The 20,363-nt window shown below is 74.1% G+C and carries 14 protein-coding genes; 9 read left to right on the top strand and 5 right to left on the bottom strand.

Translation table 11 applies throughout. The features are described from left to right. The first annotated feature begins 92 nt into the window (after nt 1–92). The 3 genes from DRB96_RS26815 (at nt 93) to DRB96_RS26805 (ending at nt 5,519) form a co-directional block, all read left to right on the top strand. Complete coding sequence (locus tag DRB96_RS26815) at nt 93–1,316, top strand: helix-turn-helix transcriptional regulator (RefSeq protein WP_162688738.1); 1,224 nt, start codon at nt 93–95, stop codon at nt 1,314–1,316. Nucleotides 1,317–1,446: 130 nt separating this feature from the next. Beyond that, on the top strand, nt 1,447–4,317 hold the full coding sequence (locus DRB96_RS26810; RefSeq protein WP_112450769.1) for a DEAD/DEAH box helicase: 2,871 nt from the start codon (nt 1,447–1,449) through the stop codon (nt 4,315–4,317). Further along, a complete protein-coding gene (locus DRB96_RS26805) occupies nt 4,314–5,519 on the top strand; it encodes an SWIM zinc finger family protein (protein ID WP_112450768.1) in 1,206 nt (401 codons plus the stop codon). The genes DRB96_RS26810 and DRB96_RS26805 overlap by 4 nt, the downstream gene beginning before the upstream one ends. Here DRB96_RS26805 and DRB96_RS26800 read toward each other — a convergent pair. Continuing rightward, nucleotides 5,500–6,045, bottom strand: coding sequence for a hypothetical protein (locus tag DRB96_RS26800; RefSeq protein WP_112450767.1), 546 nt, complete (start codon nt 6,043–6,045; stop codon nt 5,500–5,502). The genes DRB96_RS26805 and DRB96_RS26800 overlap by 20 nt on opposite strands. Before the next feature lie 34 nt (nt 6,046–6,079). On the opposite strand from DRB96_RS26800, the gene DRB96_RS26795 reads away from it, so the two are divergent. The 4 genes from DRB96_RS26795 (at nt 6,080) to DRB96_RS26780 (ending at nt 10,591) form a co-directional block, all read left to right on the top strand. After that, nucleotides 6,080–6,892: a chaplin gene (locus DRB96_RS26795; RefSeq protein ID WP_343234593.1), complete on the top strand. Its 813-nt coding sequence runs from the start codon at nt 6,080–6,082 to the stop codon at nt 6,890–6,892. Between the two features lie 307 nt (nt 6,893–7,199). After that, nucleotides 7,200–8,156, top strand: a complete 957-nt coding sequence (locus tag DRB96_RS26790) for a helix-turn-helix domain-containing protein (RefSeq protein WP_112450765.1) — start codon at nt 7,200–7,202, stop codon at nt 8,154–8,156. Nucleotides 8,157–8,335: 179 nt separating this feature from the next. Continuing rightward, nucleotides 8,336–9,334, top strand: coding sequence for a type I glyceraldehyde-3-phosphate dehydrogenase (gene gap / locus DRB96_RS26785; protein WP_112450764.1), 999 nt, complete (start codon nt 8,336–8,338; stop codon nt 9,332–9,334). A gap of 198 nt (nt 9,335–9,532) precedes the next feature. Continuing rightward, nucleotides 9,533–10,591: a vWA domain-containing protein gene (locus tag DRB96_RS26780; protein WP_112450763.1), complete on the top strand. Its 1,059-nt coding sequence runs from the start codon at nt 9,533–9,535 to the stop codon at nt 10,589–10,591. A gap of 318 nt (nt 10,592–10,909) precedes the next feature. Here the strand turns inward: DRB96_RS26780 and DRB96_RS46025 are convergent, their stop codons facing one another. Further along, the gene (locus DRB96_RS46025; RefSeq protein WP_204357824.1) at nt 10,910–12,682 is read right to left on the bottom strand and encodes an IPT/TIG domain-containing protein; all 1,773 of its coding nucleotides are present in this window, start codon (nt 12,680–12,682) and stop codon (nt 10,910–10,912) included. A gap of 561 nt (nt 12,683–13,243) precedes the next feature. On the opposite strand from DRB96_RS46025, the gene DRB96_RS26765 reads away from it, so the two are divergent. Beyond that, nucleotides 13,244–14,080, top strand: a complete 837-nt coding sequence (locus tag DRB96_RS26765; protein WP_204357823.1) for a hypothetical protein — start codon at nt 13,244–13,246, stop codon at nt 14,078–14,080. 32 nt (nt 14,081–14,112) lie between these two features. On the opposite strand, the gene DRB96_RS26760 is transcribed toward DRB96_RS26765, so the two are convergent. The 3 genes from DRB96_RS26760 to DRB96_RS26750 form a co-directional block, all read right to left on the bottom strand. After that, on the bottom strand, nt 14,113–14,850 hold the full coding sequence (locus tag DRB96_RS26760; protein WP_112450762.1) for an SOS response-associated peptidase: 738 nt from the start codon (nt 14,848–14,850) through the stop codon (nt 14,113–14,115). Between the two features lie 87 nt (nt 14,851–14,937). After that, nucleotides 14,938–17,955 (bottom strand): acyltransferase family protein, encoded by a 3,018-nt coding sequence (locus DRB96_RS26755; protein ID WP_112450761.1) that lies wholly within the window; start codon nt 17,953–17,955, stop codon nt 14,938–14,940. Between the two features lie 14 nt (nt 17,956–17,969). Beyond that, entirely contained in the window at nt 17,970–19,721 is a 1,752-nt protein-coding gene (locus DRB96_RS26750) for a cellulose synthase catalytic subunit (RefSeq protein ID WP_112450760.1), read from the bottom strand. Nucleotides 19,722–20,035: 314 nt separating this feature from the next. Here DRB96_RS26750 and DRB96_RS26745 point away from each other — a divergent pair, with 314 nt between their 5' ends. Continuing rightward, on the top strand, nt 20,036–20,239 hold the full coding sequence (locus DRB96_RS26745) for a cold-shock protein (RefSeq protein WP_112450759.1): 204 nt from the start codon (nt 20,036–20,038) through the stop codon (nt 20,237–20,239). Nucleotides 20,240–20,363: the final 124 nt, after the last annotated feature.

Here is a 20,363-nt window from a genome sequence, read left to right as displayed (position 1 = left end):
TGTGGATGGACCGGGACACTGGAACGGCCGTACGTGCTGTCACCTGGGGGAACACCCCATGCATGGAACGGGGTCGCGGGACGGGGGACAGCGTGGGTGAGGCGGAGAGGTCGGCCGAGGCGGAGTCGTTCGCGCGGGCGATGCGGGAGCTGAAGGACCGTGCCGGGCTGAGCTACGGGGTGCTCGCGCGGCGGCTGCACACGAGTACGTCGACCCTGCACCGGTACTGCAGCGGCGAGGCGGTGCCCGCGGAGTTCGCGGTGGTGGACCGGTTCGCGCGGGCCTGCGGGGCCACTCAGGGGGAGGCGGTGGACCTGCACCGGGCGTGGCTGCTCGCGGATGCCAGGCGCCGGGCGGGGGCGCGGGCGGTGCCGGAGGCTTCCTCGGAGGTGCCGGTGGTGCCGGTGGTGCCGGTCGTGCCCGAGGCGCCCGAGTTACGGGAGGTGCCGGCTGCCTCGGCCGTACGCGAGCCGGGGCGCGGGCGCCGGCGGCTGCCGGCCGGCGCGGCGGTGGCCGTGGGGGCGGCGGCGCTGGCGGCGGGCTTCGCGGCCTGGTTGCTGACGGGGCCGCCGGAGCCGCCGGGCTCTGCGGGCCGGACGGGTCCGGACCCCGGCACGCCCCAGGCGGGGCCGACGGCGACCGCACCCGGTACCGCGCCCGGTACGGCGACCGCACCCGGTACGGAGGCGCCGGCGGAGGCCGCTGCGCCGCTGCGCGCGGCCGTGCGGTCGCACGTGTGGGCGTCCGGCTGCGACCACGCCTACCTCGCCGAGCCGGGCCCCTCGGCGGTGCCCCCGCCGCCGGTGGAGGCGGACGCGCCCGCGTGGGCGACGGCCCGCGGGGCCGTGCACGCGGGCACGCAGATCGTGGAGGTGACCCTGCACGGCACGGGCCGGGACTCCGTGGTCCTACAGGACCTCCAGGTACGGGTGGAGGCGCGGCGGACCCCGCCGCCGTGGAACGTCTACCGGATGTCGCAGGGCTGCGGCGGGGCGCTCACCCCGGCCGGCTTCGAGGTCAACCTGGACGCCCCGCGCCCGCTCGCCCGCCCGGTGGCCGGCAACGACGCCGGGGAGGCCGTCGCCGCCCCCGCCCTCCCGCTGCGGGTCTCGGCCGCCGAACCGGCCGTCCTGCGCGTGCAGACGACCACCACCGGCTGCGACTGCGACTGGTACCTCGACCTGCGCTGGACCTCCTATACCGGTTCCGGCACGCTCCGCGTCGACGCCGGCGGCCGCCCCTGGCGCATCTCGGCGGCGGCCCCGGACCGGCCGGTGTACGGCTTCGCCTACGAACAGGGGCGCTGGGCCCGCTGACCCCCCGGACCGTCCCGGACCGTCCCGGACTCAGGGTGAACGTGCAGGTCAGCCGGATTGTCAGTGCCCCCGCCTAGACTCGGCGGCAGACGGGATCCGTCTGACCGGACGACGGCGAAGGGGGGACGGCATGACGCAGGGGCACGCACCGGCGGCGCCGTCCGCGCTGCTGCGCCATGCCGCCGTGTTCCTGCCCGCCGCCGTTCCCCGCGAGAGCCGCATCGCCTTCTGGGCCCCCGATGGCGACCCCCTGCCCGCGGCGGGGGAGGGCGAAGGCGGCCACGTCGCCGCCCCGGGCCCGCTCACCGTCGTGCGCCCGCACGGCGAGGGGGTCCGCAGCCGGACCGTGCCCGCGCTCACCCTCACCGTGACCGCCGCCCTGCCCCTGCTCGTCCGCGCGGTCCGCAGCCCCGCCGCGCATCCCGCTGCCCGCGCCTGGGGGACCGCGGCCGTCCAGGCGCTCGGCCTCGTGGCGCGGGGCCGCCTGCTGCCGGGCCTGACCCCCGAGGGGATCGACGCCTGGCGGGCCGGACCGCTCGACGCCGGGGACGTCGAGCACCTGCGCGCGGTCGCGGCCGCACTGCCCCACGAGGGGTACGCCACACCGCTGGCCGGCCGCCGCCCGCTCCAGCTGCCCGAACCGGCGGCCCTGGTCCGGGCGTTCCTCGACGCCGTCGCCGACAGCCTGCCCCGCACCCCGGCGGCGCCCTTCGCCGCGGGCCGGCCGTTCGCCGCCCGGGAGCCGCAGCACGTCCCGGGCATGCGGGACTGGGTGGCGCAGGTCGCGTCCGGCGCGGACACCGGAGTCGGGATCTCGCTGCGGCTCGACCTGTCCTCCTTCCGCCTCTTCGACGCGGAGGAGGAGGACGGGGCGGGGCAGGGGGAGGAGATGCGCCGCGCCGGGGCCGCCGTCGTCCAGGTGCACAGCCTCGCCGACCCGACCCTGGTCACGGACGCCTCGATGCTCTGGGCGGGAGCCGCCGCGGCCGGCTTCGGACCCCGCGCCCGGATCGATGCCGTGCTCGCGCTGCGCCGGGCGGCCCGCGTCTGGCCGCCGCTGCTGCGTCTGCTGGACCAGCCGGTCCCCGATGTGCTGGCCCTCTCGGATCCCGAGCTGGAGGACCTGCTCGGCCGCGCCGCGACCCGGCTGGCGGAGGCGGGAGTCCCGGTCCACTGGCCGCGCGACCTGGCCCGTACGCTCACCGCGACCGCGGCCGTGCGGTCCACCGCCCCCGGCTCCGCCACCGACGGCACCGCCTTCTTCGACGCCGATCACCTCTTCGCCTTCTCCTGGGAGCTGGCGCTGGGCGGCGACCGGCTCACCCCGGGGGAGATGGACGCGCTCGCGCAGGCCCACCGCCCCGTGGTGCGGCTGCGCGACCAGTGGGTGCGCGTCGATCCGGAGCTGGTGCGCAAGGCGCGCAAGCGCGAGCTGGGCCTGCTGGACCCGGTGGACGCGCTGGCCGCCGTCCTGTCGGGGACGACCGAGATCGAGGGGGAGCCGGTGGCGGCGGTCCCGGTCGGGGCGCTCGCCGCCCTGCGCGACCGGCTGACCGCGGAGCTGGCCCCGCTGCCCCAGCCGGCCGGGCTCAAGGCCACCCTGCGCGACTACCAGGCCCGCGGTCTGGCCTGGCTGGACCTGATGACCTCGCTCGGCCTCGGCGGCTGCCTCGCCGACGACATGGGGCTGGGCAAGACGGTCACCCTGATCGCCCTGCACCTGCACCGCGACCGCCCCGAGCCGACGCTGGTGGTCTGCCCGGCCTCACTGCTGGGCAACTGGCAGCGGGAGATCGAGAGGTTCGCCCCCGGCACCCCGGTGCGCCGCTTCCACGGCGCGGGCCGCAGCCTGGAGGGACTCGAGGGCGGATTCGTCCTCACCACCTACGGGACGATGCGCGCGGGAGCGGCCCGGCTGGCCGAACAGTCCTGGGGCATGGTCGTCGCCGATGAGGCCCAGCACGTCAAGAACCCGCACTCGGCGACGGCGAAGGCGCTGCGCACGATCCCGTCGCCCGCGCGGGTGGCGCTGACCGGCACCCCGGTGGAGAACAACCTCTCCGAGCTGTGGGCACTCCTCGACTGGACCACGCCGGGCCTGCTCGGTCCGCTGACCGCGTTCCGGGCCCGGCACGCCCGGCCCGTGGAGCACCAGACGGAGGAGGACGGCGGCAACGACGCGGCGGTCGCCCGGCTCGCCGCGCTGGTGCGGCCGTTCCTGCTGCGGCGCAAGAAGTCGGATCCCGGGATCGCGCCCGAGCTGCCGCCGAAGACGGAGACCGACCACCCCGTGTCCCTCACCCGCGAGCAGGTCTCGCTGTACCAGGCCGCGGTCGATGAGGCGATGGCCGTGATCGGCGCGAGCGAGGGCATCGAGCGGCGCGGCATGATCATGAAGCTGCTGGCCTCGCTCAAGCAGATCTGCAACCACCCGGCGCAGTACCTGAAGGAGGAAGAGCCCCGGATCGCGCACCGCTCCGGGAAGCTGGCCCTGCTGGACGAGCTGCTCGACACGATCTTGGCCGAGGGCGGCTCGGTGCTGGTCTTCACGCAGTACGTGACGATGGCCCGCATCATCGAGCGCCATCTGACGGCGCGCGGGATCTCCCACCAACTGCTGCACGGGGGGACGCCGGTGGCCCGCCGCGAGGAGCTCGTGGACCGGTTCCAGGCCGGGGAGTCCCCGGTCTTCCTGCTCTCCTTGAAGGCCGCCGGCACCGGGCTCAACCTGACCCGCGCCGGCCACGTCATCCACTACGACCGCTGGTGGAACCCGGCCGTCGAGGAGCAGGCCACCGACCGCGCCTACCGCATCGGCCAGACCCAGCCCGTCCAGGTCCACCGCATCATCGCCGAAGGCACCGTCGAGGACCGGATCGCCGAGATGCTGGAGGCGAAGCGGGCCCTGGCCGATGCCGTGCTCGGCTCCGGCGAGGCGGCGCTGACCGAGCTGACCGACCGCGAGCTGGCCGACCTCGTCTCCCTGCGCAGGCCCGCGTGATCACCGCGCGGGACGACCGCCGCCGTACCTTCGAAACCGTGCCGCCCGGCTCGGAGGCCGTCAGCTGGTGGGGCCGGGCCTGGGTGTCGGCGCTCGAAACGGTCGCCCGCGACGGAGCCCGGCTGGCCCGCGGGCGGACGTATGCGGCCGAGGGCCACGTCGACGCCGTCACGATCACACCGGGCCGGATCGTGGCCTACGTACGGGGCAGCCGGCCGCGCCCGTACCGCACCGAGCTGTCCCTGCCCGCCTTCGGGGACGCCGAGTGGCGCGAGCTCCTGGAGGCCGTGGCCGCCGATCCGACGGCGCTGGCGGCGCTGCTGGAGCGCGAGGTGCCGGAGTCGCTCGCGGAGACGGTCCTGCCCGGCGCGGGCGAGCTCGTGGCGCAGTGCTCCTGCCCGGACGTCGCCCGCCCGCCGTGCAAGCACGCCGCCGCCCTCTGCTACCGCGCGGCCCGCCTCCTGGACGGCGACCCCTTCGTCCTGCTGCTCCTGCGGGGGCGCGGGGAGCGCGAGCTGCTGGAGGAGCTCACCCGCCGCAACGCCGCCCATGCCGCGCGCGAACAGCCCGACACCACGCCGGACTTCCCCGGTGTGCCGGCCCGCGAAGCGCTCGCCCGTACCGTCCTGCCGCCGCTGCCCGCCCCGGTCGCGGCGCCCGGTGTCGCCGGCGTGCCGCCCGCCTATCCGACCGATCCGGCCGCCCCGGACCCGCTCGCCCTGGACCAGCTCGCCGGGGACGCGGCCGCCCGGGCCCTGGCCCTGCTGACCACCGGCGAGGATCCGATGGCCGGGCTGACCCGCTGGCAGGACGCCGTCCGGCTGGCCTCGGCGCACCACACGGCCGGGCTCACCGGGGCGGCCCGCGCCCTCTACCGGGACCTGGCCCGCGCCACGGGCCGCAGCACGACCGACCTCGCCCGGGGCGCGGCCGCCTGGCGGCAGGGAGGCCTGCCCGCCCTGCTCGTCCTCGAGGAGCCGTGGGACCCGCCGGCCGGCCCGTTCGACCGGGCCCGGCCCGCTCTCCTCGCCGCCGCCCGGGGCCCCTTCCGCCCCGAGCGCAACCGCCTCACGTCCCGGATCCACCAGCTCCGCCTCGGCCGTGACGGCCTCTGGTACGCCTACGAGTCCGGCCCGGACACCGCCGACTGGTGGCCCAAGGGCCGGCCCTCACCGGACCCGATCACGGCCCTGCTGGGGTGAGTTCGGCCGCCCACCGGCGCAGCGCGGCGAAGTCGGGCTCGCGCAGGCCCCTTCCGGGGTGGATGCGCAGGAGCAGGGCCGGTGCGGGGTGGTGGGCGGCGACCCAGTCGCGGTCGAGGGGCGTGATCATGTCGTCGACCCAGGCGAAGGGGCGGCCGGCCGCCCAGTCGACGAGGTGGCGGGTCTTCCAGGAGATCCCGTCGGGATCGCGGGCAAAGAGTTCCGGCCATTCGATGACCGGAAGATCAGCGGGAAGTCCGATGTGCGGGGCGATCATCGTGTTGGCCTCGTGCATCCAGGTGGTGGCCCAGGCGAGTTCGTACGGCAGGGCCAGCAGGCGGGCCCCGTGCGCGGGGTGCAGGCGCACCCGCAGTCCGCGCCGGGCCTTCACGGAATCCGGCACGCGGTAGGACATCCATACGGCCGGCCACATCCGGTGGCCGGTGTATCCGCGCAGGCCCGCGAAGGGGGACCGGAAGGGATTCAGGGGGCCGTCGACGTCGAGGAGGAGCAGGGGACGAGTCATGAAGTAGGGATTACCCAGTACACGATGGAGTGAAATGCCTACCGGCTCTATAACCCGAATGGGGTTACGGCGTTGTTTCCGGTACGGGTTCAACACCCGTGGACTCCTCCGGAAGGCAGGAAAACTGATGCGTCACAGTCGTCGGAATGGCTTGATCGCGGCGGTGGTTGCGGGGGGTGGACTGGCGGTCGCGGGAGTGGGCGGCCTCGCTCACGCCGACGCGGAAGCGGGCGGACGGGCCGAGCGCTCGCCGGGGGTGCTGTCGGGGAACCTGGTGCAACTGCCGGTGCACACCCCGGTCAACGTGTGCGGGAACACCGTGAGCGTCGTCGGCCTGCTCAACTCGGCCGCCGGGAACCGGTGCGCCAACGGGACGCCGGGCGGCAGCCGTTCCGGACATCCCGGATCGCGGCCCTCGCATCCGTCCCCCGATCAGGGGTCCCGGTCCTCGCACCCCTCGAAACCCGGCGCCGGAAACGGTGCGGGGAGCGGCGGGGGAGCGGTGGCGCAGGGGCGCGGAAAGGATTCTCCGGGGCTGCTGTCCGGCAACGGGCTCCAGCTCCCGGTAGAGGTTCCGGTGAACATCAGCGGAAACGCGGTGAGCGTCGTCGGCGTGGGCAACCCCTCCACGGGCAACACCTCCGTCAACGGCGGAACCCCCGGCGAGGAGCCCGTCCTGCCGCCCGTCACCGTGCGGCCCGTCACCCCGCCGGCGCCGCTGGCTCCGCCGCGGGGTCCCGCGGCGCTCGCCCACACCGGGGCCGACGGCGTCGGCTACCTGCTGCCCGGCGGCGGAGCCCTGCTGCTCGGCGGCGTGCTGCTCTACCGCCGCTTCCGGCTCAACTAGCCGCGCGCGAAGCCCGGGCCGGCCGGGAGGGCCGGCAGCCCCCGGTGTTCCCTGTCTCCTATACCCCTCTGACGTCGGTCCGGGGCGAGGGGGTCCGTACGAGGAGCCGCGCGGCCCATCCGTACCTGGCGCTCACCCTGCTCTACGCGGCTCTGCTGCCCGCGCCGACCGGGGTGTACCTGATGTGGCAGAACCCTGCCTCGGCCACCATGCACGCGGCGCACGGGCACGACGGCGGATGGGCCGGCCTGGCCCTGCTCCAGGCGGTCCCGCCGGGGGCCCGCGCGCCGCCGCGTACGCTCGTCCCGTGCCGATCTCCCGCCCCCACCACGTCGCCGTCCTCGTCCTCGAGGGCGCGAAACCCCTCGACGTCGGCATCCCCGCGCAGGTTTTCACGACCCGCGCGAGCATGCCGTACGAGGTACGGGTGTGCGGCGCCGAGCCCGGACTCGTGACCGGTGGTGACGGACTGTCGTACTCCGTCGCCCACGGCCTCGACGCCCTCGAATGGGCCGACACCGTCTTCGTCCCCGGCTACCGGTTCCCGGACCGAGACGACCCGCCGCCCGCCGTCGTCGACGCGCTGGTCGCCGCCCACGACCGGGGTGCGCGGCTCGCGGCCATCTCCACGGGAGCCTTCGCGCTCGCCGCCACCGGCCTGCTCGACGGCAGGCGCGCCACGACGCACTGGCACTACACGCGGGCGCTCGCGGCGAAGTGGCCGCTGATCAGGGTCGACGAGAACGTCCTGTTCGTCGACGAGGGCAGCGTGCTGACATCGGCCGGCGCCGCCTCGGGCATCGACCTGTGCCTGCACGTCCTGCGCACCGACCTCGGCGTGGCCGCGTCGAACCACACGGCCCGGCGGCTGGTCGCGGCCCCCTACCGCAGCGGCGGCCAGGCGCAGTACGTGCCGCGCAGTGTGCCCGAGCCGCTCGGCGAGCGGTTCGCCGCCACCCGCGAATGGGCGCTGCACCGGCTCGGCGAACCCCTGACCCTGGAGGTGCTCGCCCGGCACGCGGCGGTGTCGCCGCGCACGTTCTCGCGGCGCTTCGCCGAGGACACCGGGTACACACCGATGCAGTGGGTGATGCGCGCCCGCATCGACGTGGCCCGCGAGCTGCTGGAGCGTTCGGAGCGGAGCGTCGAGCAGATCGCCGCGGACGTCGGCCTCGGCACCGGCTCGAACCTGCGGCTCCACTTCCAGCACATCCTGCGCACCACGCCGAGCGAGTACCGGCGCACCTTCGCCCGGGGCGAGTGACCCGGGGGCTGGCCCCGGCCCGCAGTCCACGGCCCGCAGTCCAAACGGGGCACAGAACGCGCTCCCGCGGCAGAGTGGCGCGATCCTTGCGGACCGTGGCGATCTCGCCGCTGTCCCCGGAGGCCGCGGCGCGCGAACCTGGTGGCGAACCCAAAGGGACAGGGACAGGGGCACACATCATGACTCGTATCGCCATCAACGGATTCGGCCGCATCGGACGCAACGTGCTGCGCGCGCTGCTCGAACGCGACAGCGACCTCGAGATCGTCGCGGTCAACGACCTCAGCGAGCCGACCACCCTCGCGCGCCTGCTCGCGTACGACACGACGTCCGGCCGGCTCGGCCGTCCGGTGAGCGTGGACGGCGACGTCCTCGTCGTCGACGGCCGCCGCATCAAGGTGCTCGCCGAGCGCGAGCCGGCGCAGCTGCCCTGGGCCGAGCTCGGTGTCGACATCGTGCTCGAGGCGACCGGCCGCTTCACCTCGGCGAAGGCCGCCCGCGCGCACATCGACGCGGGTGCCAAGAAGGTACTGGTCAGCGCGCCGGCGGACGGCGCGGACATCACGCTCGCGTTCGGCGTGAACAGCGACAAGTACGACCCGGCCCTGCACACGATCGTTTCGAACGCCTCGTGCACGACCAACGCGCTCGCCCCGCTGGCCGCGGTGCTGGACGAGCTCGCGGGCATCGAGCACGGCTTCATGACGACGGTGCACGCCTACACGCAGGAGCAGAACCTGCAGGACGGTCCGCACCGCGACCCCCGGCGCGCCCGCGCCGCCGCCGTGAACATCGTGCCGACCACGACCGGCGCCGCCAAGGCGATCGGCCTCGTGCTGCCGAACCTCGAGGGGAAGCTCTCGGGCGACTCGATCCGCGTACCGGTTCCGGTGGGGTCGATCGTCGAGCTCAACACCACCGTCGCCCGCGACGTGACGCGCGAGGACGTGCTGGAGGCGTACCGCAAGGCGGCGCAGGGTCCGCTCGCCGGCGTGCTCGAGTACTCGGACGACCCGCTCGTGTCGTCCGACATCACGGGCAACCCCGCCTCGTCGATCTTCGACTCCGAGCTCACCCGCGTCGAGGGCCGCCACATCAAGGTGGTCGCCTGGTACGACAACGAGTGGGGCTTCTCGAACCGCGTGATCGACACGCTCCAGCTCCTCGCCACCCGCTGACCTCAGGTCGCGGGTCGCGAGCCGACAGCCCCGGGCCGGCGCTCCTCGGAGTGCCTGCCCGGGGCTGCGCCCTTTCCGGTGCCGCGACCCGGGCCGGCGGGCCGCCGGGCATGGGTGACCGTCCGTCAAACTCCGTTGTCAGTGCCTCCCCATAGTGTGGAGACATCACTCGGGGAGCTGCGGAAAAGGAGCAGAACCATGTCTGCCAACAAGATCCAGCACAAGGTGAACCACGTCGCGCTGGTAGTGGACTGTTCGGGTTCCATGCGGCCGCACCAGGATCAACTCGTGCGCGTCGTCGATGAGTTCGTGTCGGGATTGAAGGCCGAATCGGACAAGCTCGGCCACGAGACCCGGATCAGCCTCTACTCCTTCGACCACCGGGTGGAGAACCTGGTCTGGGACATGGACGTGAAGCACCTGCCGTCCATGCGGGGCCTCTACAAGGTCAACAACGGCGCCACGGCCCTCATCGAAGCCTCCTTGAAGTCCCTGGACGACCTGGACCACATCTGGGAGGAGTACGGCGAGCACAGCTTCCTCCAGATCGTGGTGACGGACGGCGAGGAGAACGCCTCCGGCGGCATTCGGCGGCACGACGGCAACCGGGCCGTCCTCGGCCCCTGGCTCGAGCGGATCGCGGCGCGGATGGGCGCGCTTCCGGACCACTGGACCTCCGCGATCCTCGTGCCGAACTCCCTGGCGAAGCGGACCGCCCAGAACTACGGCTTCCCGGCCGGGAACATCGCCATCTGGAACGCGGACTCCCAGGAGGGCGTCGAGGAGGCCATCGGCACCGTCCGTGCCGCCGCCACCAGCTTCCTGCGCGGCCGCGAGAAGGGCGTGCGCGGCACGAAGAACCTGTTCGCGGTCGGCCAGGACCTCTCCGTCGACGAGGTGCGGGCGAACCTCGAACCGGTCCCGGCCGACAAGTACCGGCTCCTGAAGGTCGAGGAGGAGGCCGGGATCCGGTCCTTCGTCGACGCGCACCCGGACGTGACGTACGAGCGCGGATCGTGCTACTACCAGCTCGGCACCCGGGTCCAGGTCCAGCCCGACAAGGAGGTCGTCGTGGTCGAGAGGGACACCGACCGCGCGTACACGGGCGACGCGGCGCGCAGCCTGCTGTTCGGCACGGGCATCCGGGGGACCGTCTCCGTGAAGGCGGGGCACAACCCCGAGCTGGAGGTGTACGTGCAGAGCCGCTCGGTGAACAGGAAGCTCAAGGCGAAGACGCGTCTGCTCATCATGCTCTGACCGCCACGGGGAGACAGGCGTCGAGCCGGACATCGCGCGGTGCCGCCCGACATCGCGCGGCCGTGCCGGCCGCGCGCCGCTGGGTGAACGACGATCGGGAGTGGCTGGCTCGGCTCGGACGTACTGGCCGACCACCTCGGCCCGGAGGCCGGCGGGGCGGTGGCGGACCTGCGCCGGTTCTGGCTGCGCACCCCGCACTCGTACGAGCGGGCTCCGGTACCCGGCGACGGGTGAGCGCGACCGGGCGCCGGCCCGCCTCCTGGGGAGGCGGGCCGGCGGGTTCCCGCGGAGGTCCCGCTGGGGGCGGGTGCGGGTTCGTCAGGGGCAGTTGACCAGGAGGACGGAGATGACGGTGCAGGTGGCGGTCGCGCTGTCGTTGAGCGCGTTGGGGTCGACCGGCGCGGAGACCGTACGGGTGCCGGTGACCGAGATCTGGCCGAGCGAGAGCAGGTGCAGCGGTACGCGGAACGTCTTGCCGGTGCTGGAACCGGCGGCGATCGTGCCGTAGGCGCAGGTCACCGTGGACCCGCTGGTGGTGCACCCGGAGGACAGGCCGTTCGCGGAGGCGCCCGGCGGGAGGCTCGCGGTGAGCGTGGCCGAAGTGACCGTGCCGGGCCCGGTGTTGCGGGCGGTGAGGGTGTAGGTGATGTACGGGACCAGGAGGCTCAGCCCCGGCTGCGCGGTCAGGTCGACGTCGATGTCGGCGGGCGGGAGCTGGTAGGTGTACCGGCCCGCCGCGGCCACGGCGCTGGTGCCGCCGGGCGTGGTGACCTGGACGTCCACGGGGCCCGCGGCGTGTGCGGGTGCGGTGGCGGTGCACGTGGTGGCGGTGCACGACAGGCCGGTGGCCGGACTGCCGGGGCCGAAGGTCAGCGCGGTGGCGCCGCTCAGGCCGGTGCCGCCCACCGTGACCACGGTGCCGCCGTCCGTCGTGCCGGTGGACGGGCTGATCGAGGTCACCGCGGGTACCGGAATGTAGGCGAACCGGCCCGCGGGGGACGGGGTGCTGGTGCCGCCCGAGGTGGTGGCCTGTACGTCGACGGTCCCGGAGCCCGCCGGTGAGGTCGCGGTGCACGACGTCGCGGTGCAGGTGACGCCGGTGGCGGGGTTGCCGGGGCCGAAGGTGAGGGCGGCGCCCGCCAGATCGGTGCCGGTGACCGTCACCGCCGTGCCGCCGCCCGCGAGTCCGGTGTCCGGGCTGACGGAGGTGACCGTGGGCGCGTTCCGGTTGAAGACGAACACGATGCGGCCGTCTCCGGCGTTGGCCCCTTCGGTCAGGGTGACGGACGAGCCGGGAACCGTTCCGGAGACCAGGCTGGATCCGCCGCCCCCGCCTCCGCCGCCACCCCCGGTGGCGCCGTGTCTTCCGCCGGCTCCGCCGCGGCCGCCGCCGCCGTACCCGGCCCCGCCGCGGCCGCCGGCGCCCGTCGGGCTGAACACGCCCTGGCCGGCGCTGCCGCCGGCGCCGTTCGGGTAGGCGCCCGGGGAGCCGTTCGGGCCCTCGTTGTCCGCGCCGGGCCCGCCGAGGCCCGCCGCGCCGCCGGCGAACTGGGTGCCCGGGCCGCCGCCCGTGCCGCCCTGCGCGTCGGGGAGCAGCCCGTTGCCGTCGGTGCCCGCGCTGCCGCTGTTGCCGCCGGCCGCCCCTTGGTAGGCGGGGGAGCCGATGCCCGGTCCGCCCGCCCCGCCGCCCGAACCGGCGGTCAGCAGGGGAGTGTTGACGGCCGTGGTCAGCGCCACCAGCGCGCCGCCGGAGCCGGGTACGCCGAACTGCGGGCTCGGGGCGCCGTTGGCGCCGCGCTTGCCGACGGTGACGTCGAACGTCTGCCCGGGCGTGACGGGGACGGTCGCGACCAGGTGTGCGCCCTTGCCGCCCGGAGTGCCGTCGCCGGCGTTCCCGCCGCCGGCGCCGTCGAGGGTCACCACACCGCTGGAGACGCTGTCGGGCACGGTGATGCTTCCGGTGCCGCCCGCGGAGCAGGTGATCGTGGTGGTGGAGCCCGTCACGACGGGGGCCGCGCACACCCCGTCCGCCGACGCCGGTCCCGCCACGACCGTCAGGCCGCCCGCGGCCAGCGCGGACGACGCGGCCACCGCCAGCAGCCGGTGCCGCCACCGGGCCCCCGGTGCGTGTAACACAGCAGTCGAAGACATCGAAGTCTCCCCCTCTCGCCTCCGCCCGGCAGCGGCTGGAGGCGAAGACTCCTGGGAAGCCGCGGCAGGACGCTTCCGTACGACGAACCGGAGCGCCCGTCGCGTACGCCGGTGCCGGTCGCCGGCATCCCGGGACCCGGCGGAAGGCCGACGGACCGGTGATACCGGCGGAAGCATCGCAGCGGCCGCCGGGTGGCGATGGCCGAATGACGGATCGTCGTGCCGAACATGCCGTAAAACGCCAAATCGGCGACCGTACTCGTACGAATGTCCGAGCGGAATCGAGCCGCGGGCTGTGCCGGGCCGGCGAGCCGCCGGGCCGACCGGTCCGTCCACCGGGCCGACCGCCACCCGTTCCGCGCCTCCCTCGCCGCGAGTTCTCCGTTCACCTCCGCGTAGGGCCTCGCGGGCGCTCGCGCACGAGACGTGCGCTTCGCGGAGTCGGCGTACGTTGGAAAGGGGCGACGACAGGCTGCTGGCCGCTACAGGAGGGTCGGATCCATGGCGCACACAGCTGATGCCCGCGCGACGAGCAGGATGGCGCAGTTCCTGGAAAGCCCGTTCGCGGGACTGTCCCCCTGGATCGTCTTCGCCCTCGTCGTGGGGCCCGGACGCTTCGAGTGGTCCGTCGCACTGGCCCTCGCCATCTCTGTCTGCCTCGTCATCGGCGGCCGCCTGATGAACCCCGGTTCCTCCCTGAAGATCCTGGAGCTCTGCGACGTCGTGTTCTTCAGCGTCCTGACGGTCGTCGGGATCTTCGCGAGCGAGGGCACGCGGCGCTGGTTGGAGACGTACGCGGGCGAGGTCTCCAACCTCGCCCTGGTGGCCATCGCGTTCGGCTCCATGCTGGTCAGGGTGCCCTTCACCCTCCAGTACGCCCGCGAGCAGGTCGACCGGCAGTTCTGGGACACGCCCGCGTTCAAGCGGACGAATTACACGATCACCGGGGTCTGGGGGCTGGCCTTTCTGATCAATGCCGTCGCGGGGGCGTACGGCGACCTCGTGCTGCGCAACCCGAACAACATCTGGACGGGGTGGATCATCCAGGTCCTCACCATCATCGGGGCCCTGCGCTTCACCCAGTGGTACCCGGACGTCGTCCGCGCCCGGGCCCGCGCGGGGGAGCCCGCACCGCCCCTGTCCTCGATGCTGCTGCCCATGGCCGGGCTCCTGGTGCCGATCGGCATCGCCGTACTGGTCTTCGACGGCCATCTGTGGTGGCTGGGCGTCGCGCTGATCGTCGTCGGCGGCTGGCTGACCAGGGCGCTCAAGAGCCAGGTCCGCCCGGAGGGCAGCCCGGACCCCCGACCGCGCCGCGAGCGCCGGGCACGACGCTGAGGCCGGCCCGGTGGACCTTTCTGGTCACAGCACTAGGTGGCCGGTTCGAGGAGGTGGGGGCCGTTGTTGCGGACGCTGTTGACCGCGGTCGAGACGGCGGTCACCGTGAGGCGGCCGTCGCCGGGGGTGTGGAGGAGGGCGCGGAGGCCGGCCGTGTCCTCGTGGGAGGGGTCGAGCCAGGCCTCGTAGTCGCCGGGATCGAGGGCGAGCGGCATCCTGGGGTGGATCCTGCCCGCCGCGTCGGTGGCTTCCGTGGTGATGATCGTGGCCGTGGTGAGCCAGGCGTCCGGATCGTCCCCGTCGGCGACGGCCGGGTCGCGCCAGAACTCGTAGAGCCCGGCCATCGCCATGACGGAGCCGGCCTCGGGCCGGATGAAGTACGGCTGCTTGTACGCCTTCGCGGACGCGGTGGCGGGCACGGCCACCCACTCGTAGAAGCCGTCCGCGGGCAGCAGGCACCGGCGTTTGGCCAGGGCGCGCCGGAAGGCCGGCTTCTCGTGGACGGTCTCCACCCGCGCGTTGATCATGCGTGATCCCACCGCCGGGTCCTTGGCCCAGGACGGCACCAGGCCCCACCGCACCGGGCGCAGCCGCCGCTGGACCTCGCCGGTGTCCCGGGCGGCGCGTTCCAGGACGGCCCAAACGTCGTCGGTGGGAGCCACGTTCCACGAGGGCCCGACGCCCCGATCGGGGCGGTCGGGGGCGAGCTGGGCGTCGAAGAGGCCCGCGAGGTCCTGCGGGGCCCGGGAGGAGGCGTATCTGCCGCACATGCCTCCACTGTCCCACCTTCCCCCGCCGGGCCGGGACGAGCGCGCCGGGACGAGCGCGCCGGTACGCGCCCGTTCCGGCGCGGTGTCCTACACGGGACGCGCCCGGCTGGAGACGGTGACCTGGTCGACCCGCATCGCGTGGCCCGGCTCGGTTTCCGGGCCCGGGCTCGCGCCGTCGGCCAGCGGCAGGCTGCCGCCGATGGCCACGTTGAGGATCAGGAACAGTCCGTGGTCCACCGCCCGCTTCCAGGTCTCCGGGTCCATCCGGGAGGCGGCCACCCGGTGGTGCACGCGGCCGTCCAGGTACCAGCGCACCTCCTCGGCCCCGGGGGCGAGGTCGACCTCGACGGCGTACGAGCGGAACCCCGCACGGCAGCCGTCGCAGGGCTGGGGGCCCGAGGTCAGACCGGCCGGCTCCTGGCACGGGCCGCCCTGCAGGATCCCGCAGTGCATGGTCGCGAAGACGCTGTCCCGCCCGTTGACGGACTCCATGACGTCGAGTTCACCGATGCCCGGCCAGCCCGTGTACCCGTCGCGCAGCGGTGCCCCGAGGGTCCAGAACGCCGGCCAGTAGCCCGCCGCCTTCGCCCCGGTCACGTCGGGCAGGGCGATCGAGGCCTCGATGCGCAGCGTCCCGCCGGGGGGCGGGGCGAAGTCCGAGCGCCTGGTCTCGATCCGGCCCGAACTCCACTGCCCGTCCTTACGGGTGGGGACGATCTCCAGCGCGCCCTTGCCGTCGAGGCGGACGTTGTCGGTCGAGTCGGTCATGGTCTCGATCTCGCCGGTGCCCCACTGGGGTGCGGGGCACCCCGGATAGCAGGTCCCGGTGTCGTACACCCAGTGCGCGGCCGAGGGGCGGCTGCCCGAGGGGCCGTCGAAGTCGTCCCGCAGCAGCTGGGTCCACCCCGCCGCCCCGGGCGTGGCGGACGCGGTCAGGGCGGGCAGCGCCCCGGACTCCGTGAACAGCCGCTCGAGGCGGGGGGTCAGGACGACGGCCGCGACATTGGTCAGGTGGGAGTCGTCCCGGTAGAGCAGGATGCGGTCCAGGACGGCCGGGCAGGTCGGCCCGTCACCCGGGCACAGCACCTGGTTCACACTGACCCCGAGTACGCCGGGCAGCGCGCCGGAGGCGATCCGCCGGGCCAGCGGATCGGGCTGCTGGGCGCCCGTACGGCTGAACGCGCAGGCGCCGGGTGTGCCGGGGCTGCCGGAGACGCAGGCGGGGACGTCCGTGCCGGGCGCGGGGGTGTCCTCGATGTAGACGATCGGCGCGCCGATCGCCCGCAGCGGCTCGAGGGTCTTGTCCCAGGCCTCGGCCAGCAGCCCGGCATCGGAGGTGTAGCGGTTGAGCGAGGAGATCACGATGAGGCGGGGCTTCGGCTGCTGCCGCAGCCGCTCCAGGGTATCGGCCCGCCAGGTGTCGCACTCCCGGTAGGCGCGGCCGAGCTGCGGGTTGTCGACGGCCAGGTGCGGCAGCGGGCAGCCCTGCTTGACGAACTCCTGCAGGGCCCAGCCCCGTTGCGAGGCCATGGCCAGCACCGAGGAGAACCACTGGCCGGCGTGCGAGTCGCCGAGCAGGACGATCCGGTCCGGGCTGTCCACCGCGCCGAACAGGCAGTCGGGGCTGCGGGTCACGGCCGGGGCCACCTCGCAGGCCCCGTCCGGCGGGAAGTCCTTGCGGGCCTGGGCGGGGCCGGGGACCACGGGTCCGTCCCCGAGCGGAGTCCCGGCGGTCCGGGCGAGCAGGTGGGGGCCGGAGGCGGCGCCCGGGGGCAGGCCGTTCACCTCGACCGGTGTGGCCGGACCCAGCAGGTTCAGTGTCGTGGTGCCCACGACGAGTGCGAGCACGATGGGCAGCACGATGGCCGTGATGCCCACCGACAGCCCGCGGCGCGGGAGTTCGGAGACCGTCCGGCTGCGGCGCAGCGGCTGCTCGACCCAGCGCATGGTCGCGTAGGCCGGCAGTGCGGCCGCCAGCGTGAGCGCGGTCTTCACCGGCCAGCCCTGGCTGCCGAACCGGGCCTCGGCGAGGACGAGCACCGGCCAGTGCCACAGGTACAGGTTGTAGGAGAGCCGCCCCACCGCCCGGGGCGCCCGGCCCGCGAGCAGCCGGCCGACCCCGTGGGAGCCCATCGCGTTGCGCTCGCCCCGGCCGGGTATCGCGGCGAGGATGACGGCAGCGGTGCCCAGGGTCGGCACGAGGGCCGCGTAGCCGGGGTAGGGCGTGGAGGTGTCGTACGAAACGGCGCACCAGACGATCGCGGCGCCCCCGGCCCAGCCGCACAGCAGCCGCAGCGGCCGCGGGCCGCGCATGAGGTGCCAGGGGAGCAGGGCGAGCAGGGCGCCGACGCCGAACTGCCAGACCCGCGAGGGCGTCGCGAGGTAGGCGAGCGAGGCGGAGTGGTCCGTCCAGTGCAGGGACAGCGCGAACGAGAGGAGGACCAGCGGCGCGGTGGCGAGGGCCACGGCGGAGCGCACGGCGCGACCGCGGCGTACCGCCCGGGCCGCGGCGAGCACGATCAGGGCGAGCAGCGGCGCCCAGAGGAGGTAGAACTGCTCCTCGACGGCGAGGGACCAGAAGTGCAGCAGGGGGCTCTGGTCGTGTCCGGCGGCCAGGTAGTCGGTCTGCTGGGCGATGAACCGCCAGTTGGCGGCGGAGAGCGCCGCGGCGGCTACGTCGTTCTCCAGGTCCGCGCGGCGCAGCGGGACGGTCAGCCAGGCCCCGGCCAGGGCCACCGCGCCGAGGACGACGGCGGCGGACGGCAGGAGCCTGCGCGCGCGCCGGGAGAAGAAGTCCAGGAGCCGGATCCGGCCGGTGGTGACCGCCTCCCGGACGAGGAGGCCGGTGATGAGGTAGCCGGAGACGACGAAGAAGACGTCCACGCCGACGAAGCCGCCCGCGAGGCCGGGGATCCCGGCGTGGAAGGCGAGTACCGCGAGGACGGCGACGGCGCGCAGTCCCTCGATGTCGGGCCGGAACGCGGACCGGTGCGGGCTGGGCCCGGACTCGCCGCCGGAGGGCGACGGGGACGCCGGGGGTCCGGGCGGCGGGGTGGAGGCGGACCGGCGGTCGCTGCGCGCGCCGGGTGCCATGGGGAACGGCATGGTGGTGAAGCCTTTCAACTCAGCCAGGGAAGCATCGGGTTGACCCACCCGGATGCCAGCAGGCCGGTGAGCAGGAGGACCGCCGAAGCGGCGAGGGTCTCGGGCCAGCGCCGGGGCAGCAGACCGGTGCCCGGGCGCGCGAAGGCCCGTACGGGGCTGCGCCGGCGGGCGGCGCCCGCAACCGGGGCGGTGCCTTCGGTGGTGCTTCGGGCGGCGGCCGTCTTCGCGCGCCCGGGGGCGGGCGCCGGGCGCAGCTCGGTGATGAGGTCGCGGATCAGCGGGCCGTTGATCTGGCACTGCACGAAGAAGTAGAGGAGCAGGCCCCAGTTGGGCTCCCAGCCGTTGCGGGCCACGGCCAGAGCGAGGCCCGCGCCGGCCGCGCCGTTGGAGAGGACGAGCCAGAGCAGGGACACGCCCACCACCCGGCGGGCCATCCCGCCGGAGGAGCCGGAGCTCCGGGTGCCGGTGGGAACCCAGTCGGCGCTGCGGCCGCGCAGGGTGTGCAGGAAGGCGGTGGCGGCGGCGACGCTGGTCAGGACGTTCGCCCGGATCACCTCGATCCGCCAGCGGGTCCGGCTGATCCGGGGCAGCAGCACGTGCCACAGCCACAGCGGGGCGAGCAGCGGCAGGACGTGCCAGGGCCGGATGTCGTCCGGGTACCAGAACATCAGCACCAGGGGCGGCAGCGGGGCCGCGAAGGTGTTCACGGCGGCGGCCAGGTAGCCGACGACGCCCTCGTAGAAGCACAGGCGCATCCGCCAGGGCGCGCCCATGCGCCGCAGGACGGGGGTGCCGATCAGGTGCAGGTTGCCCATCGCCCACCGGTACTGCTGGTTGACGAAGGACGTGACCCGGTCGGGGGAGGTGCCCTTGGCGACGAGCACCGGTACGTACAGGGTGCGGAACCCCTGTTCGTGCAGGGCGAGGCCGGTGTACAGGTCCTCGCTGTGGTCGAGGCGGGCGAAGCCGCCGGCCAGGTCGATGGCGCTGCGCCGGTAAACGGCGTTGCTGCCGCAGCAGATGGCGGCGTCGCTCGCGTCCCGGGAGGGCTGGATCCAGCGGAAGAACCACTCCTGGGCGGAGCCCGCGGCGCGCTGGATCCAGTCCATGGTCTCGTCGGTGTCGAAGCACTGCGGGCTCTGCACGATGCCGACCGCGGGGTCGGCCAGGTACGGGACGAGGTGGTGCAGGAAGTCCGCCCTGGGGGCGAAGTCGGCGTCGAGGATGGCGATGAACTCGGCGCCGCTCAGGGTCAGCGCGTGGTTGAGGTTGCCGGCCTTCTTCAGGTGTCCGCGGTCCGGGCGCACGACGTACTCGTAGCCGTACGAGGCGGCCAGCGCGGCGACTTCGGGACGGTCGGCGTCGTCCAGGACCCACGTGGTCAGCGCGCCGGGCCAGTCGACGGCCGCGACGGCGCGGTAGGCGTTCTCCAGGACCGGGAGCGGTTCGCCGCAGGTGGGCAAGTACAGGTCCACGCTGGGCAGTCGGGCGGGCTGCCAGGCGTGGACGAGCACCTCGTGCGAGGGCCGGGTCAGCCGGCGCTGGCGCAGGCTGTTCACCGAGGAGAGGGCGAGGGCGACGACGTTGAGCCCGAGGACGGCGAGGAAGGCCCACAGGGCCGGGGTGCGCAGCGCGAACGTGAACATGGTCGCGGCGGTGAAGACGAAGGCGAGCGAGGTGCTGATGAGGACCCAGCGTCGTTGCGGGCCGAAGTACCAGTAGAGCTCTTCGTCGGAAGGAGGTTGCGGAAGATGAGACAAGGTCATAAAGCCCCCCACGGCTGTTTTTATCCGCCCGTTTCAGGTGGCCAGCATAGCGTCAAAGGTATAGACCAATTGTTGCGAGAGGGCCAACAGTGCGAATCGGCCATGTGTTTGGCGCGTCTGAGGTGGTCCAGACCTCTGCGGTGTCCATTCGACCGGCCGCACCTCATCGCTCGGGGAAGGTGCAGGTCACGCGGGGGTGAACAGACCTGAAAGACTTGCGCGACCCGGCTGTTTCGTTCGTCACGGGCTGGGGAGGATGTGCCTGCGGTCGGGTGCGGGTCGCGTGCTCGGCGTCGTGAAACGAGGGGTTGGGCATGGCTCAGGGGACTGTGAAGTGGTTCAACGGCGAGAAGGGCTTCGGCTTCATCTCCCCGGACGGGGGCGGCGCCGACGTCTTCGTGCACTTCAGCGCGATCCAGGGATCCGGGTTCCGGAACCTGGAGGAGAACCAGCGCGTGGAGTTCGAGATCACCCAGGGGCAGCGCGGTCCGCAGGCCGACCAGGTGCGGGCCCTCTAGGCCGTCTCTTTCGGATCTTGTCGGCCGAGCCCGCGGCGTCTGGTGCCGTGCCTGGCAAGGCGGAGGGGCGCTGCGTGTACTGGACGTACTCGGGCGTCCCGACAACGCGGCCAGGCGCGGTGCC

Origin of the sequence: Streptomyces sp. ICC1 (assembly GCF_003287935.1) — a bacterium.
Classification (GTDB): domain Bacteria; phylum Actinomycetota; class Actinomycetes; order Streptomycetales; family Streptomycetaceae; genus Streptomyces; species Streptomyces tritrimontium.
The sequence above is the reverse complement of the archived record's forward strand: the minus strand, read 5'-3'. Positions and strand labels throughout refer to the sequence as shown.

Bases quoted from the DNA above. Each gene is read 5' to 3' on its own strand.
- DRB96_RS26755 (WP_112450761.1), bottom strand. From the start codon at position 17,955: ATGCCGTTCCCCATGGCACCCGGCGCGCGCAGCGACCGCCGGTCCGCC.
- gap (WP_112450764.1), top strand. From the start codon at position 8,336: ATGACTCGTATCGCCATCAACGGATTCGGCCGCATCGGACGCAACGTG.
- DRB96_RS26745 (WP_112450759.1), top strand. From the start codon at position 20,036: ATGGCTCAGGGGACTGTGAAGTGGTTCAACGGCGAGAAGGGCTTCGGC.
- DRB96_RS26765 (WP_204357823.1), top strand. From the start codon at position 13,244: ATGGCGCACACAGCTGATGCCCGCGCGACGAGCAGGATGGCGCAGTTC.
- DRB96_RS26800 (WP_112450767.1), bottom strand. From the start codon at position 6,045: ATGACTCGTCCCCTGCTCCTCCTCGACGTCGACGGCCCCCTGAATCCC.
- DRB96_RS26760 (WP_112450762.1), bottom strand. From the start codon at position 14,850: ATGTGCGGCAGATACGCCTCCTCCCGGGCCCCGCAGGACCTCGCGGGC.
- DRB96_RS26795 (WP_343234593.1), top strand. From the start codon at position 6,080: ATGCCTACCGGCTCTATAACCCGAATGGGGTTACGGCGTTGTTTCCGG.
- DRB96_RS26750 (WP_112450760.1), bottom strand. From the start codon at position 19,721: ATGACCTTGTCTCATCTTCCGCAACCTCCTTCCGACGAAGAGCTCTAC.
- DRB96_RS26810 (WP_112450769.1), top strand. From the start codon at position 1,447: ATGACGCAGGGGCACGCACCGGCGGCGCCGTCCGCGCTGCTGCGCCAT.
- DRB96_RS26780 (WP_112450763.1), top strand. From the start codon at position 9,533: ATGTCTGCCAACAAGATCCAGCACAAGGTGAACCACGTCGCGCTGGTA.